Consider the following 15,323-nt stretch of genomic DNA (forward strand, 5'->3'; position numbering starts at 1 on the left):
AAATCTCACACCGGGAAGCCATTGTGAAAGAAATCCAAAATGACGAACTAAAACAGCGGCTTATTCGGCATTCTGGCTACAGAGAACGCTTTAGCGCAGACGTCATCGGCGAAACCCGTCTGTTTCATGTGATGGCCGGGGATTTTATTATCAGAGAAGGCCATCAACCGGCGTACCTGTTCTATCTGGCGCGCGGGCGAGCCAAGCTCTATGCCACCTTGCCTAATGGTCGGGTGTCGCTGATTGATTTTTTCGGTGCGCCTTGTTTTATCGGCGAAATTGAACTCGTGGACCTCAATCATGAGCCACGCGCAGTACAGGCCATTGAGGAGTGCTGGTGTCTGGCATTACCGATGAAAACGTTTCGGACACTGCTGTTAAATGACGTGGTGTTTCTGCGTTATCTCTGCGTCGCTCTGAGCCATAAAAATTACCGCAACATCGTTTCGTTAACGCAGAACCAGTCGTTCCCTCTGGCAAATCGGCTGGCCGCCTTTATTTTGCTGACCCAACACGGTGATGTTTACCATGAAAAACACACACAGGCCGCGGAATACATGGGTGTCTCTTATCGCCACCTGTTGTATGTGATAGCGCAGTTTACGCAGGAAGGATTGCTGGTGAAGCAAAAGTCGGGCTATCTCCTGCGCAACAAACAGGCGATTACCGCCCTGGCGCGGGAAATGGATCCTGATAATAAATTTAGTGAGTTACTACATTGATAGAAGCAGGAAGAGAATTCATACAGATAAAAAAAGGCCGGTTTCCCGGCCCTTTGTCATTCAGAGAATGGATTAGGCTGCTTTGGCAACGGCTTCGGTTTCCGGACGTTTCAGGAACGCGTAGACCAGACCTGCCAGCAGGGTACCCGCGATGATAGCGAAGAGGTAACCCAGTACCGGGGTGATTGCACCCGGGATAAGCAGAACGAACAGACCACCGTGTGGTGCCATCAGTTTTGCGCCAATCGCCATCGAGATAGCACCGGTCACTGCACCACCTGCGATACAGCAAGGCAGAACGCGCATCGGGTCACGGGCGGCGAACGGAATCGCACCTTCAGAGATAAAGCACAGACCGAGAACCAGTGCGGCTTTGCCCCCTTCCTGCTGACCTTTGTCGAATTTCTTACGCGCAACAATCGTTGCCAGGCCCATCGCCAGCGGTGGCACCATGCCGGCTGCCATGATGGCGGCCATCGGTGCGTAAGTCTGGGTACTCAGCAAGCCCACGCCAAATGCGTATGCCGCTTTGTTGACCGGACCACCCATGTCGGTACACATCATGCCGCCGAGGATTGCGCCCAGCAGGACGGCGTTAGCCGTACCCATCGTTTGCAGCCAGGCAGTCAGGCCAGCGAGGATCTTCGCAACCGGAGTACCAATCAGGTAGATCATCGCCAGGCCAACGACCAGGCTTGAGACCAGCGGAATGATCAGGATTGGCTTCAGCGCTTCCATGCTTGGCGGCAGCTTCAGACCTTTGCTGATGGCTTTTGCCAGGTAACCGGCAAGGAAGCCTGCAATGATACCGCCGATAAAGCCAGAACCGGTGCTCACGGCCAACATACCGCCGATCAGACCCGGCGTCAGGCCAGGACGGTCAGCAATGGAGAAGGCGATAAAGCCTGCCAGTACCGGAACCATCAGGGCGAAAGCAGAACCGCCACCGATTTTCATCAGCGCGGCAGGCAGCGTGCCATCAACTTTGAACGCTTCAATACCAAAGGCGAAGGAGAGTGCGATTAACAGACCACCCGCAACCACCATTGGCAGCATATAAGACACACCGGTCAACAGGTGACGGTATGCGCCCGCACTCTCTTTCTTGCCTTCACCACTTGCCGCCTGGGCGTTGCCGCTCGGCTGGTAAGGTTTGGCTTCAGCTTGTGCTTTATCCAGTTCCTGGGCTGTTTTCTTCAGTGCCAGGCCCGTGGTGGTGCGGTACATCGGTTTACCGGCGAATTTCGCCAGATCCACTTCGATGTCTGCGGCCACAATCACCAGGTCAGCTTCAGCCACTTCTTCCGGGGTGATGGCATTGCCAGCGCCCACGGAGCCACGGGTTTCAACCTTCACCCACCAGCCACGTTTTTTCGCTTCGGTTTCAATGGCTTCAGCAGCCATAAACGTATGCGCAACACCCGTCGGGCAGGCGGTGACCGCCACAATACGCTTCGGACCCGTGGAGACAGCAGCAGGTGCCGCAGCCGGGGCAGTGTAGAGTGAAGCGTGATTTTTAGCTTCGCTCAAAAACAGTTCCGGGTGAGCCACTGCGCGATTGATATCGCCCAGCCAGACTTTTTTACCCGTCAGCGCGCTGTCGGACGGCACGCGTGAACCCAAAACGATAGCCAGTTCCGCTTCGCCAGGGTTGTCGATAAACTGCAAATTCGCTTTTTGTGCAGCCGCGCCTAACAGGCTTTTTGCCATATATGCGCGAGCTTGACCAAGTTCAGAATCAATTATCAGCAGCGTTTTCATTATGCTCTCCTGCTGTTAGTTAAAGGGTTTTAAGTCAACACGCGCCATCATCGCGGCTAACTGGGTACGATCGGTAATACCAACGTTGCTCTGACTGACTGCCAGTGCTGCAACCGCAGTGGCCAGGCGCAACGTATGTTCACTGGACTCTCGCATCAACAGACCATAGATCAGACCGCCAACCATCGAATCCCCTGCGCCAACGGTGCTTACCACTTCCATTGACGGCGGTTTGGCGATCCATTCGCCAGAAGCGTTAACCCACAACGCCCCTTCCGCGCCCAGTGAAATAACCACATGGGCAATGCCTTGCTCACGAAGCGCATGCGCCGCTTCGATAACATCCTGCAGATCCGGTAATTTACGTCCCGCCCAAATTTCAAGTTCACGGCGGTTCGGTTTCACCAGCCACGGCGCGGCTTTCAGGCCTGCGACCAGCGCGTCACGGCTGCTGTCAAAAATAATGCATGGGCACTGGCTGCGCAGGCGAGTCATCCAGTCAGTAAAGGCTTCCGGGCTGACGCCTGACGGCAGGCTACCGCTCACACACACCATGTCGAACTGACCTAACCAGCTCAGGGAATCAGCCACAAAGCGTTCCCAGTCTGCCGGGGTCACTTCAAAGCCAGAGAAGTTGAAATCGGTCACTTCACTGTCTTTCTCGGTCAGTTTCACGTTGATACGGGTACGGCCCTGGACCACCTGGAAACGGTTAGCAATTCCCAGTTCGCTGAACAACTGCTGGAAACCGTCCTGGTTATCTTTGCCGAGGAAGCCGCCCACAGTGACGTCGATGCCTAAGTCTTTCAGCACTTTGGCGACGTTAATGCCTTTACCGGCAGCATGCAGGCCAGTGGTGCGAACCAGGTTCACTTCACCACGTTCGATTTCCGGGGTATAGCCCACCAGGTCATAGGCGGGATTCAGGGTAATGGTGGCAACACGTCTGCTCATTACGCGCCCTCCCCAAGACCGGCTGCGATAGCATCACCAATCGCTTTCAGCGCAAGTTCAGCATCTTCACCCTGTGCAGTGAAGCGCAGGCGATGGCCTTTCTTCACACCCAGTGCAACCACTTTCATCAGGCTGCGGCCGTTGGCAGGTTTACCGGAACCATCAAGGTTGGTCACGGTCACTTCGCTGTTAAACTGTTTAATGGTGTTGACCAGCATGGTACCTGGACGGGCATGCAGACCGTGTTCGTTGCGGACGACGTATTCAGCAGTCAGCAGATCGTCGGCAATAGCATCATCGCTGGTCAGCAGGGCCAGCAAGGTAGCCGCATCAGCGGTGTGCAGACGGTCAGCTTTTTTCGCCAGCAGCAGGTCGCTCAGGCGTTTGAGCACCGCAATCGGCTGGTCATCGGCCATCGCAACGCTTACCAGTAGCGCAACGGATTCACCGTCAGCAGTGAACGGCGTTGCCGCACGGCTGACCGCGATGGCACTCTGCACGTTGCCTTGCGCGCTGTCGTTCAGCCAGATGCCCTGACCCAGATTCAGCGGTTGTTCGTTAATAGAACGCGCGACGTACACAGCATCGACCGCGCCGGCTTCTTTCAGGCGAGCGGCATTCAGTGCCTGTAGCGTAATCAGGTCACTGGCAGCAACCTCAAGAGACAGAGTGTCGTTATCCAGCTTCAGCGTGGCGCTCTGTTGTTCACCCATCAGCAACGCACGCAGCTCTTCAGCGGTGGTGGCTGACTGCAGTTGTGCAGAAACAGAATCATCGCTCAGGACGTGAGTCAGCTGACGCAGCAGACCCAGGTGTTCATCGGAACTCGCGGCAATACCGATTGCTACATAGGCCACCTGACCCTCGCCCCACAGAATGCCCTGCGGGAACTGGAACACTTTCACACCGGTTTTCAGCACCTGATCGCGGGTATCGGTGGTACCGTGTGGAATGGCAATGCCATTGCCAAGGAAGGTAGAGGTCTGCTGCTCGCGTGCCAGCATGCCTTCAACATAGCCACCGGCTACATTGCCTGCTTCGGTCAGCGCGGCTGCAATCTGGCGAATCGCCTCTTCTTTATTCCCGGCCTGCTGGCCCGGATGGATGTCCTGAACGGATAACTGGAACATGTAAATCCTCTCCTGCTGAACTGAATCGTTTCAGCTAACTTGAGAAATAATGCGCCACCCTGAAATGTGTTGAAAGCAAGATGACGCTGAAACGTTTCACGGAGTCTTGACCTTAATGCTTCAGCAATCAAGAAAAGTCTCAAATTTGATTGCAAAATTAAGATCTACAGCACATTTCTTACTCTGGTGGAAATTTTCTGCTGAACAACGCTGACCTCTTTTAGGGCATTCGTTCAGCAAACGTCAGCTTTCTGCTGACGTTAAAAGAATAGTTCGAAATGATGACACCATAAGTGAGCCAGAAAGGGACAAAACAAAAAATACTTGTCCGATTTTCGGTTGTGAGGGATACGCCTTGTTTATAACGTCATGGCCTCACTTCACTAAGGAACAGCAGAATGAACTTCACCGATATGCATACCCAATCTACCCCCTTACTTATTGCGAATGTCTGGGACGTGACCAGCGTGAAAGCCGCACAGCATGCAGGTTTCACGGCTGTGGGGACATCGAGTGCGGCGATTGCCGACATGTACGGCTATGCTGACGGAGACGGAGAGGGGCTCTCATTCCAGGAACTGCTTTATCTGGTTAAACGGCTGCGCGCATGTTGCAGCCTCCCTCTCACTGTCGACATGGAGTATGGCTACGCAAAGAGCACCGAGGAGATTGTGGGTAACGTGCTTGCGCTTGCTGAACTTGGCGTTGCCGGTATCAATCTGGAAGACAGTCTGGTTCAGCACGGGCAGCGCACCCTGAGAGACGCAACGGAGTTTGCCCGGCTTTTACGCGCCTGCCGTCAGCAACTCGACCAGAATCACCTTGCCCTGTTCATTAATGCACGTACCGATAGCTTTTTACTGAGTCTTGAGGATGCGCGTGAAAACACCCTCGCCAGAGGATTGCTGTACGCAGCGCACGGTGCTGACGGCCTGTTTGTCCCCTGCATTACACAGCCGGGCGATATTTCCGCGGTTGTTGACGCCGTCCCGCTCCCGCTGAACGTTATGTGCATGCCTGCCCTTCCCGACTTCAGCACGCTCACATCTCTGGGCGTTAAACGCATCTCAATGGGTAGTTTTATTCATCAACAATGCCAGGCATCGTCGCAACGGCTGTTTTCCTCTATTCTGGCAAACCAATCCTTTAAGGCGGTATTTGCCCATGCTGATGAATGACGACGCGGTTTGTAATACCTGGTACCAGGCACTGATTGCGCGCGCTTCAGACTATGCGGGGATTTTTTTCGTGGGGGTCAAAACGACCGGCGTATTTTGCATCGCCACCTGTCGTGCGCGTAAACCAAAGCGGGAAAATGTGCTGTTTTATTCCGATATGAAGTCTGCCATTGATGCAGGTTTTCGCCCCTGCAAAGTGTGCCGCCCAACGGAAAATGCCTGCACTGCACCGCCGGATGTTGAAAGGGCGCTGGCCTTACTGCGCAGCAACCCACAAACAAAAATCAGCGATGACGTCCTGCGTGAACACCAGATAAGCCCCGAGGCGCTGCGTCGATGGTTTCGCAAGCATCACGGCATGACGTTTCAGGCATACCAGCGCATGCTGCGGGTCAATGAAGCCATGCAGTCGCTGAAATCCGGACGTAAGGCCACAGAAACCGCTTTCGACAGTGGCTACGACTCCCTGAGCGGCTTTGGTTATACCTTCAAAAAGCTGACCGGCGCTGCGCCCACCGATTTAGCGAGCGTTATCCTGATCCAGCGTTTCACCACGCCGCTGGGGCCGATGTTTGTCTGCGCGACCGATAAAGGCATCTGCCTGCTGGAGTTTACCGACCGAAAAATGCTGGAAACCGAGTTCGGCGATCTTCAGCGACTCTGTAAGGCCAGGATCCTTGCCGGAGAGAATGCACACACCCGGCAGGCCATCAAAGAGATCGACGAGTATTTTCTTGGCACGCGTACGCATTTCACAGTGCCGCTGGATACCCCAGGCTCTGTCTTTCAGCAAACCGTCTGGCAAACGCTGCCGGCCGTTGAATGTGGCAAGACCGAACCTTACGCCATGCTGGCAGAAAAGATGGAGCGCCCCGACGCCGTTCGCGCCGTAGCGAATGCAACAGGTGCGAACCGTATTGCCATTATCATTCCCTGCCATCGAATCATCGGCAAGAATGGGGCGTTAGGTGGATATGGCGGCGGCGTTGCACGAAAAAAATGGCTGCTAGAGCACGAAGAAAAGGTGAGACAGCAACAAACCGCTAGGGTGCCGTTGCCGCTTCCAGCGCAATCAGATAAGTGATGGCATCGTCCCGGTGACTAAAACACATCTCGCGGCTGGGCTGTAAACCGGAACAGACTTTCGGACGCAGTGGTGAAGTGAAAATCTTGCATTTAAAGTCGTCCGCCAGTTGAACACAGCGCGTATTGGCCGGTTTGCCCTGCGGCATCCCGGGGATCGGGCTTGATATAGAGGGGGCGATACAACAGGCCCCGCAATCCGGGCGGCATTCCATAATGACAACTCTCAGGTAGATTGGCCGCCAAACTACCATCTTTAGCCTCTCAAACGCAAAACTCAGCGATTCCACTTGCCTGCAAAGGCCCTCGCGAGTAATTTGTCGCGATATTTTCTCTATTTTAAATTCACAGGATTTACGCGATGCCAAGAGCGAACGAGATTAAAAAAGGTATGGTGCTGAATTACAACGGCAAACTGCTGATTGTAAAAGATATTGATATTCAGGCACCGAGCGCCCGTGGTGCTGCGACACTGTACAAAATGCGTTTTGCTGACGTCCGTACCGGGCTGAAAGTGGAAGAGCGTTTTAAAGGTGATGATATCGTTGATACCGTGACCCTGACCCGTCGTTATGTCGATTTCTCCTACATCGACGGCAACGAATACGTGTTCATGGATAAAGAAGATTACACCCCGTACATCTTCACCAAAGACCAGATTGAAGAAGAGCTGCAGTTTATTCCTGAAGGCGGCATGCCGGACATGCAGGTTCTGACCTGGGATGGTCAGTTGCTGGCACTGGAATTGCCGCAGACCGTCGATCTGGAAATTGTTGATACTGCACCGGGCATCAAAGGGGCTTCCGCCAGTGCGCGCAACAAACCGGCAACCCTGACCACCGGTCTGGTTGTACAGGTCCCTGAATACCTGTCTGCTGGCGAGAAAATCCGCATCCATATCGAAGAAAAACGTTATATGGGTCGCGCAGACTAAAAACAAAAAACCCGGCTTTTGCCGGGTTTTCTTTTTCTGTTACAGCAGTTCAGGATATTTGGTCATCTTCAGCGCCAGCTCAACACCGCGCACTTCCGCCATCCCTTTCAGACGCCCGATTGCCGAATAGCCCGGGTTGGTTTTCTTGCGCAGGTCATCCAGCATCTGGTGCCCGTGATCTGGTCGGAACGGAATCGGACGCAGGTCGCCGGCTTTTTTACGGCGCTGCTCTTCGCTGAGAATCGCATCAACCACCGCCACCATATTCACGTCACCGCCCAGATGTGCCGCCTCATGGAAGGTTTTCGGGTTTGCTTCACGGCAGGTTGAGCGCAAATGGGTAAAGTGAATGCGATCGCCAAAGGTTTCGATCATCAGCACCAGGTCGTTGTCAGCACGCACGCCATAGGAGCCGGTGCACATGGTGAAGCCGTTATTGATGCTGTTAACCGCCTCTTTCAGCCACTGCATATCTTCCAGCGTGGAGACAATGCGCGGCAGGCCAAGGATAGGACGCGGTGGATCGTCCGGGTGAACCGCCAGACGTAACCCGCAGGCTTCCGCAACCGGTACAATTGCACGCAGGAAATACGCCATGTTTTCGCGCAGCTGTGCTTTATCGATGCCATCGTATTCGGCAAGGCGCGCATGGAACTGCTCCAGCGTATAACCCTCTTCCGCACCCGGCAGACCTGCGATGATGTTGCGCGTCAGCTTTTCAATTTCGGCGGCAGTCATCGCTTCAAAACAGGCCTGCGCCTGATGTTGCTCTTCTTCGCTGTAATCCGCCTCAGCACCTTCACGTTTAAGGATGTAGAGTTCAAATGCGGCGAAGGCTACCTGGTCAAAACGCAGTGCTTTGGAACCATCCGGCAACTGATACTCCAGATCGGTACGCGTCCAGTCGAGAATCGGCATGAAGTTATAGCAGACGGTATCGATGCCACATTCAGCCAGGTTACGAATGCTTTGCTGGTAGTTAGCAATCCAGGTGTCAAACTGACCCGTATGGGTTTTGATCTCTTCGTGAACCGGAATACTTTCCACTACCGACCAGACCAGCCCTTTTTCGGCCAACAGCGCCTGGCGTTTTTTAATCTCATCAACCGGCCAGACCTGACCATTTGGAATGTGATGAAGCGCGGTCACCACGCCTGTTGCGCCAGCCTGACGCACATCATCTAAAGACACCGGATCGTTCGGTCCGTACCAACGCCAGGTTTGTTCCATCGCCTCACCCTCTAAAAGTTGTTATACCAATACAGAACAGTTAATGACGACTACCATACATGTTTCACAAAACAGATCAAAGCCCGCACCAACAATGATTGATCCAGCTCACATTCCCCGGATATTTAAGGCACACCAATTCAATTTGCTGTCATATAACTTTACACTGCATATTGTTAATTATTGGTTAATCAGGTGTCATTTTATGCAGACCATTGCCACAGCAACGTTACCGGATACGGTACAACGCCCTCAGTACGATCGTCATTCCCTACGCTCTCGCATTGTTCACTTTGGCTTTGGTGCCTTTCATCGTGCCCACCAGGCTCTGTTGACCGACCGCGTTTTGAACGCAAAGGGAGGCGACTGGGGGATTTGCGAGATCAGTTTGTTCAGCGGCGATCTTTTGATGGCGCAACTGCGTGAACAGGATCATCTCTATACGGTGCTGGAAAAAGGTGCAGCGGGAAATGAGGCTCGAATCATTGGCGTGATCAATGAATGCCTGAACGCAAAACTGGATACACTGGCCGCCATTATTGAGAAATTTTGCGAACCTCAGGTGGCGATTGTGTCGCTGACCATCACCGAAAAAGGGTATTGCATCGATCCGGCGACCGGCAAACTGGATCTGAGCCAGTCGCGTATCGCCCATGACCTTGAACACCCTACCGAGCCACACTCCGCGCCCGGTATCCTGGTTGAGGCGTTGTCGCGTCGTCGCGAACGCGGTCTTCCCGCTTTCACCGTGCTCTCATGCGATAATATTCCGGACAATGGCCACGTTGTGAAACATGCGGTGCTAGGGATGGCTCAAACACGATCGGCAGAACTGGCCGACTGGATTAACCAGCATGTCCGCTTTCCATCCACCATGGTGGACCGTATCGTACCCGCCGCCACCGACGAGTCGCTGGCAGAAATTACGGCGGTACTGGGCGTGGCTGACCCGGTGGCGATCAGTTGCGAACCTTACATCCAGTGGGTAGTGGAAGATGATTTTGTTGCCGGGCGCCCTGAATGGGAGGTTGCCGGCGTACAACTGGTGCAGGATGTTCGCCCGTGGGAAGAGATGAAATTACGCATGCTCAATGGCAGCCACTCTTTCCTCGCTTATCTCGGCTATCTGGCCGGATTTGCCCATATTTCGGATTGCATGCAGGATGCCGATTACCGTGCTGCCGCAGGCAAGCTGATGCTGAATGAGCAGGCTCCAACCCTGGGCATCAGCGGTGTGGATTTAAACGCTTATGCTGAAAGTTTGCTTGACCGTTTTGCTAATCCGGCACTGAAACATCGTACCTGGCAAATCGCGATGGATGGCAGTCAAAAACTCCCGCAGCGTATGCTGGAAAGCATCCGCATTCATCTTCAGCGTGGTAGTGACTGGTCATTACTGGCATTGGGAGTGGCAGGCTGGATGCGCTATGTCAGCGGCGCTGACGATGCCGGAAACGACATTGACGTGCGTGACCCGCTGGCCGAAAAAATTCACGGTATCGTTGAAACCAGCAGTGAAAATCAGCGCGTGGTGGCTTTGCTGTCACTGAGCGAGATCTTTGGTACCGATCTTGCTGCCAACACTGTGTTTGTGAATGCTATCGAATCTGCCTGGCAAAAACTGGTAAAAAACGGCGCCCATGTGGCTGTCCGTGAGGCCGTTAATTCTTAACATTTTCTGCGATTAAACGGAGTGGGCATCTCTTTCGCCACTCCCGCCCTTCTCTTTCTTGTACTTTTTCGCCAGGATTGTCGCACCCATTTCATGCGTCATCCTGGAGTGCACGTGACCAAAACTAACTTGATTACCGGCTTTCTCGGCAGCGGTAAAACCACTGCGATTCTGCATTTGCTGGCGAATAAACCTGAGAATGAAAAGTGGGCCGTGCTGGTCAACGAATTTGGCGAAGTCGGTATTGATGGTGCCTTACTGGCAGACAGTGGTGCCTTGTTGAAAGAAATTCCCGGCGGATGCATGTGCTGCGTCAACGGCTTGCCGATGCAGGTTGGCCTGAACACACTGCTGCGCCAGGGCAAACCCGACCGTCTGTTAATTGAACCGACCGGGCTGGGCCACCCCAAACAGATCCTCGATATGTTAACCGCCCCGGTCTATGAACCCTGGATCGACCTGCAGGCGACATTATGCCTACTCGATCCCCGCCAGTTGCTGGATGAAAAAAGCCTCACCAATGAAAACTTTCGCGATCAGTTAGCCGCCGCCGACATCATTGTGGCGAACAAGCAGGATCGTGCTGGTCAGGAGAGCATTGATGCTTTCGACCAGTGGTGGCAATTGTATGGCGGCGAGCGTCAGCGCATTGACACCACGCAGGGTAATATTCCTGTCGAACTGCTCGACATACCGCGTCGTAATACGCGTGAACTGCCCGTCAGTGCAGAACACCATCATCACACCGGGGAACGTAAAGGTCTGGCGGCATTAAGTCTGCCGGCGCAACAACGCTGGCGTCGCAGCCTGAACAGCGGTCAGGGCCACCATGCGTGTGGCTGGATTTTCGATGCCGATACCCAGTTCGATACCATTGGTCTGATGGAGTGGGCACGTCTGGCACCGGTCGAGCGTGTTAAAGGGGTGATGCGGATCCCGGAAGGATTAGTTCGGCTTAATCGTCAGGGTCAGGATTTCCACATTGAAACGCAGAATGTTGCGCCACCGGATAGTCGAATCGAGCTTATTACCTCATCCGAGGCCGACTGGAACGCACTTCAGTCCAGTCTGTTGAAGCTTCGTTTAGATTAAGCGTACTACTGTTTTGCCCCTGTTTGTTAAGAATGGCTAATGATGAAAACTCGCTTACCGCTAATTTTACTCCTTAATGCCGCCGGTCTGGCGCTGTTTCTCTCCTGGTATCTGCCAGTGAATCACGGTGCCTGGTCCCCGCTGGACGCCTCCATCTTCCATTTCTTTAACCAGGGGCTGGTCGAAAGCCGCGCCTTTTTGTGGCTGGTTGCACTGACGAACAACCGTGCCTTTGATGCGTGTTCACTTCTGGCAATGGGCTGTTTAATGTTGTGGTTCTGGATGCAGGAAGATAGCCAGGGACGACGTCGCATCCTCATTATTGGTCTGACAATGCTGTTGTTTGCCGTGGTATTAAATCAACTGGCGCAATTAGTTATTCCCGTTAAACGTGAAAGTCCAACGCTATTTTTTACCGATATTCATCGGGTCAGTGAATTACTAAATTTCCCAACTAAGGACGCGTCAAAAGACAGCTTCCCGGGAGATCATGGAATGATGCTGCTTATTTTTTCATCCATCATGTTGCGATATTTCGGCAAAAAAGCCTTTGCCATAGCCCTGATTATTTTTGTGGTTTTCGCTTTCCCACGTGTGATGATTGGTGCTCACTGGTTTACAGATATTGCTGTCGGTTCGCTTTCAGTGGCGCTGATTGGTCTTCCGTGGTGTCTGATGACCCCATTGAGCGACAAAATTATTGCGGCATTTGATCGGTACCTGCCGGGAAAATAAACAGCCACTAAACATTTTATTAACATCAATACACTGTCAACATCAGGGATCGTTTTCGCTCCCTGAGCCAAATTTCCCGAAATCACCCAATTACCGTCATATTCCCGTCACAATATTCATGATGAAAATGAGTAATTTGCATGTTTTTTAACCCAAATTGACCACTTTTTATCCATTCCCGATATTTAACTTTTTGTATCATTATTTCTTATAAAAAATCGCGGAAAAGCGCTCGCAATGCTTAGGGTGATAGGGTAATCTCGGTCTGCCTCGTCGCAAAAGAGCAATTATTCTCATTGTGAATAAATTTGTGCGTTCTTCCACAGATTTGACCATCAAGAATTGTCTCATTGAACGCAGGTAATTAATCTCGCTGCGTTGGCAATATTTATAACGATAATTTTCGTTAAGGACTTCAAGGGAAAATAATTAACATGGTCAAATCTCAGCCGATTTTGAGATATATCTTGCGGGCGATTCCCGCGATTGCAGTAGCAGTATTGTTGTCGGCGTGTTCATCGAACACTGCGAAAAATATGCATCCTGAGACGCATGCTGTGGGTGAAGATCCTTCTTCACTGCAAGCCTCTCAGGATGAATTTGAAAGTATGGTTCGTAATCTGGATGTTAAATCCCGCATTATGGATCAGTATGCAAGCTGGAAAGGCGTTCGTTATCGTTTGGGTGGTGACACCAAAAAAGGTATCGATTGTTCCGGTTTTGTGCAGCGTACTTTCCGCGAACAGTTTGGTTTAGAGTTGCCACGTTCTACTTATGAACAGCAGGAAATGGGGCGTTCAGTTTCGCGTACCAGCTTGCGTACCGGTGACCTGGTGTTGTTCAGAGCGGGTTCGACGGGTCGCCATGTGGGCATCTATCTGGGTAATAACCAGTTTGTTCACGCTTCCACCAGCAGTGGTGTCGTGATTTCCAGCATGGATGAGCCTTACTGGAAGAAGCGCTATAACGAAGCACGCCGCGTCCTGAGTCGCAGCTAATCTCTGTCTTCGCTGGTTATTCCCTTGGCTGGCGCAAAGGCAATAAAAAAACACCGCAAAGTCGGTGTTTTTTTATTGCTAAAATTCACCGCAAAAATCTATGTCTCACCGCTCTATCCAGGCTATATTCCAGGAAATCAATCAGATCAATAGTCTGGCTTAATGCCTTCGTACTTCAGAATGGACCCCAGTGATGTTTACCCGCGACTTTTCTTCAACCCGAAAAATTTTGCTGCTGAGTATTCTGGCGGGGTTGTTGACGGCAGTGATCGTAGGTGGAATGCAATTCCTTATTCTGCAAAACAAGCATGAAGAGAAGATGGATGCCATGGTGGGTGGCATCAGACACTGGTTGGTCGACTATCTGGCTGACATCAAAACCACAGCAGAATCTTTGCAGCCTCTCACCCTGAATGAATGCAGTGATGTCGCCAGTGAACTTACTTCCCGCGCCGCCTTTACACTCAATGTGCGTGCTTTCCTGCTGATCAAAGGTCAAAACGCGGTCTGCTCTTCGGCAACAGGTCCAATGAATGTGCCACTGCGCGATTTGATACCTGAGATTGATTTAAACAAGAATACCGATATGGCGATTTTACCCGGGACCCCTATGATGCCGGATAAACCGTCGGTGGTGATGTGGTTTCGCAGTCCGCTACTGGACGACAGGGGAGTCTTTGTCTCTCTTAATATCAACCTTACCCCTTTCCTCTTCTACACCACTCAGCAACAAGACCTCAACGGCATCGCGCTGGGTATCGGCAATAAAGCCATATCCACCTTCGCCCCCGGACTGATTGATCTGCAATCGCTGAACACCCCGCCTTTTCGCATCGCTCACATAGCCAACCATCCTCTGACTATCTATCTGTATGCCGAAAAGTGGAAACCGGAAGATATCCAGTTTGCAGCCTTATTTGGCGTGATGTCGGGAATACTGGTGGGCATGCTGACAGCCTGGGTTCTCTTCGTAAATATGCGGCCCGGGAAAGAGATTCTTACTGCAATTAAGCGTGACCAGTTTTATGTGGTCTATCAGCCCGTACTGGACTCTGCGGAGTTAAAGGTACGAGGTGCAGAAGTATTAATGCGCTGGAAACACCCGACCGCCGGAGAGATCCCGCCGGATGCGTTTATCCAGTTTGCTGAAGCACAAAAGCTGATTGTCCCGCTAACGTTGCATCTGTTTAAGCTGATTGCCCGTGATGCGCCGGTACTACAAACACTGCTGCCGGAAGGCGCAAAGCTTGGAGTCAACATCGCGCCTGGTCATTTACATGCCAAAAGTTTTAAAGAGGATATCAGAGCCTTCTCGCAATCCCTTCCGCCTGACTATTTCAATTTGGTGCTGGAAATCACGGAACGGGACATGCTACGAGAAACGGAAGCGGCAAACTTATTCCAGTGGCTTCGTAATGAAGGTTATGAAATTGCCATTGACGATTTTGGTACCGGACACAGCGCATTAATTTATCTCGAACGGTTCACTCTGGATTATTTAAAAATCGATCGTGGCTTTGTGAATGCGATTGGCACCGAAACCGTCACTTCTCCGGTGCTGGATGCTGTACTGATGCTCGCCAAAAGACTCAACATGGCCACCGTTGCCGAAGGTGTTGAAACCCCCGAACAAGCCCGATGGCTGCGTGAACATGGGGTGCATTTCCTGCAGGGTTATTACTTCAGCCGCCCCATGACACTGGATAATTTCGTCGCCTGGAAACCCGCCCCCTTTTCATCACAACTTTAGCGCCTTTATTATTTCCCATCAGGCCTGAGCTCCCTTATTATTCAATAAGAAGACGATGTCGCGCCCGGCGCGCAGCTGGTAAAG

At 52.3% G+C, this 15,323-nt stretch carries 14 protein-coding genes; 9 read left to right on the forward strand and 5 right to left on the reverse strand.

All coding sequences use genetic code 11. The annotated features are described in order from the left end of the window. Positions 1-23 precede the first annotated feature (23 nt). Positions 24-722 (forward strand): transcriptional regulator YeiL, encoded by a 699-nt coding sequence (locus AC5JPW_RS18610; protein ID WP_494242609.1) that lies wholly within the window; start codon positions 24-26, stop codon positions 720-722. A 72-nt stretch (positions 723-794) separates the two neighbouring features. Here the strand turns inward: AC5JPW_RS18610 and fruA are convergent, their stop codons facing one another. From fruA to fruB, 3 genes are read right to left on the reverse strand one after another with little or no spacing between them, the layout of a single operon-like run. Continuing rightward, on the reverse strand, positions 795-2,483 hold the full coding sequence (fruA, locus tag AC5JPW_RS18615) for a PTS fructose transporter subunit IIBC (protein ID WP_494242610.1): 1,689 nt from the start codon (positions 2,481-2,483) through the stop codon (positions 795-797). Between the two features lie 15 nt (positions 2,484-2,498). Continuing rightward, positions 2,499-3,437: a 1-phosphofructokinase gene (gene fruK / locus AC5JPW_RS18620; protein ID WP_437888780.1), complete on the reverse strand. Its 939-nt coding sequence runs from the start codon at positions 3,435-3,437 to the stop codon at positions 2,499-2,501. Then, entirely contained in the window at positions 3,437-4,567 is a 1,131-nt protein-coding gene (gene fruB / locus AC5JPW_RS18625; protein WP_494242611.1) for a fused PTS fructose transporter subunit IIA/HPr protein, read from the reverse strand. Before fruB ends, fruK begins: the two co-directional genes overlap by 1 nt. Positions 4,568-4,965: 398 nt before the next feature. On the opposite strand from fruB, the gene AC5JPW_RS18630 reads away from it, so the two are divergent. Both AC5JPW_RS18630 and AC5JPW_RS18635 read left to right on the forward strand, forming a co-directional pair. Beyond that, positions 4,966-5,745, forward strand: coding sequence for an isocitrate lyase/PEP mutase family protein (locus tag AC5JPW_RS18630; protein ID WP_494242612.1), 780 nt, complete (start codon positions 4,966-4,968; stop codon positions 5,743-5,745). After that, entirely contained in the window at positions 5,732-6,829 is a 1,098-nt protein-coding gene (locus AC5JPW_RS18635) for a bifunctional transcriptional activator/DNA repair enzyme AdaA (protein WP_494242613.1), read from the forward strand. Before AC5JPW_RS18630 ends, AC5JPW_RS18635 begins: the two co-directional genes overlap by 14 nt. Here the strand turns inward: AC5JPW_RS18635 and AC5JPW_RS18640 are convergent. Further along, the gene (locus AC5JPW_RS18640; protein WP_494243865.1) at positions 6,789-7,043 is read right to left on the reverse strand and encodes a YkgJ family cysteine cluster protein; all 255 of its coding nucleotides are present in this window, start codon (positions 7,041-7,043) and stop codon (positions 6,789-6,791) included. The genes AC5JPW_RS18635 and AC5JPW_RS18640 overlap by 41 nt on opposite strands. Before the next feature lie 146 nt (positions 7,044-7,189). On the opposite strand from AC5JPW_RS18640, the gene yeiP reads away from it, so the two are divergent. Continuing rightward, positions 7,190-7,762, forward strand: coding sequence for an elongation factor P-like protein YeiP (gene yeiP, locus AC5JPW_RS18645; RefSeq protein WP_437430955.1), 573 nt, complete (start codon positions 7,190-7,192; stop codon positions 7,760-7,762). 39 nt (positions 7,763-7,801) lie between these two features. On the opposite strand, the gene uxuA is transcribed toward yeiP, so the two are convergent. Beyond that, on the reverse strand, positions 7,802-8,992 hold the full coding sequence (gene uxuA, locus AC5JPW_RS18650) for a mannonate dehydratase (RefSeq protein WP_494242614.1): 1,191 nt from the start codon (positions 8,990-8,992) through the stop codon (positions 7,802-7,804). A 205-nt stretch (positions 8,993-9,197) separates the two neighbouring features. On the opposite strand from uxuA, the gene AC5JPW_RS18655 reads away from it, so the two are divergent. The 5 genes from AC5JPW_RS18655 (at position 9,198) to AC5JPW_RS18675 (ending at position 15,239) form a co-directional block, all read left to right on the forward strand. Continuing rightward, complete coding sequence (locus AC5JPW_RS18655; RefSeq protein WP_494242615.1) at positions 9,198-10,664, forward strand: mannitol dehydrogenase family protein; 1,467 nt, start codon at positions 9,198-9,200, stop codon at positions 10,662-10,664. Positions 10,665-10,778: 114 nt separating this feature from the next. Continuing rightward, complete coding sequence (locus AC5JPW_RS18660; protein WP_494242616.1) at positions 10,779-11,756, forward strand: CobW family GTP-binding protein; 978 nt, start codon at positions 10,779-10,781, stop codon at positions 11,754-11,756. Between the two features lie 42 nt (positions 11,757-11,798). Next, the gene (locus tag AC5JPW_RS18665) at positions 11,799-12,491 is read left to right on the forward strand and encodes a phosphatase PAP2 family protein (protein WP_494243867.1); all 693 of its coding nucleotides are present in this window, start codon (positions 11,799-11,801) and stop codon (positions 12,489-12,491) included. Between the two features lie 434 nt (positions 12,492-12,925). After that, positions 12,926-13,489: a bifunctional murein DD-endopeptidase/murein LD-carboxypeptidase gene (gene mepS / locus AC5JPW_RS18670; protein WP_494242617.1), complete on the forward strand. Its 564-nt coding sequence runs from the start codon at positions 12,926-12,928 to the stop codon at positions 13,487-13,489. 193 nt (positions 13,490-13,682) lie between these two features. Beyond that, positions 13,683-15,239: a cyclic di-GMP phosphodiesterase gene (locus tag AC5JPW_RS18675; RefSeq protein ID WP_494242618.1), complete on the forward strand. Its 1,557-nt coding sequence runs from the start codon at positions 13,683-13,685 to the stop codon at positions 15,237-15,239. Positions 15,240-15,323 lie beyond the last annotated feature (84 nt).

Source organism: Phytobacter sp. (genome assembly GCF_059074235.1).

Excerpts from the sequence above, each read along its gene's own strand:
- fruA (WP_494242610.1), bottom strand. The coding sequence starts at position 2,483 with ATGAAAACGCTGCTGATAATTGATTCTGAACTTGGTCAAGCTCGCGCA.
- fruK (WP_437888780.1), bottom strand. The coding sequence starts at position 3,437 with ATGAGCAGACGTGTTGCCACCATTACCCTGAATCCCGCCTATGACCTG.
- fruB (WP_494242611.1), bottom strand. The coding sequence starts at position 4,567 with ATGTTCCAGTTATCCGTTCAGGACATCCATCCGGGCCAGCAGGCCGGG.
- AC5JPW_RS18630 (WP_494242612.1), top strand. The coding sequence starts at position 4,966 with ATGAACTTCACCGATATGCATACCCAATCTACCCCCTTACTTATTGCG.
- AC5JPW_RS18635 (WP_494242613.1), top strand. The coding sequence starts at position 5,732 with ATGCTGATGAATGACGACGCGGTTTGTAATACCTGGTACCAGGCACTG.
- AC5JPW_RS18640 (WP_494243865.1), bottom strand. The coding sequence starts at position 7,043 with ATGGAATGCCGCCCGGATTGCGGGGCCTGTTGTATCGCCCCCTCTATA.
- yeiP (WP_437430955.1), top strand. The coding sequence starts at position 7,190 with ATGCCAAGAGCGAACGAGATTAAAAAAGGTATGGTGCTGAATTACAAC.
- uxuA (WP_494242614.1), bottom strand. The coding sequence starts at position 8,992 with ATGGAACAAACCTGGCGTTGGTACGGACCGAACGATCCGGTGTCTTTA.
- AC5JPW_RS18655 (WP_494242615.1), top strand. The coding sequence starts at position 9,198 with ATGCAGACCATTGCCACAGCAACGTTACCGGATACGGTACAACGCCCT.
- AC5JPW_RS18665 (WP_494243867.1), top strand. The coding sequence starts at position 11,799 with ATGAAAACTCGCTTACCGCTAATTTTACTCCTTAATGCCGCCGGTCTG.
- mepS (WP_494242617.1), top strand. The coding sequence starts at position 12,926 with ATGGTCAAATCTCAGCCGATTTTGAGATATATCTTGCGGGCGATTCCC.
- AC5JPW_RS18675 (WP_494242618.1), top strand. The coding sequence starts at position 13,683 with ATGTTTACCCGCGACTTTTCTTCAACCCGAAAAATTTTGCTGCTGAGT.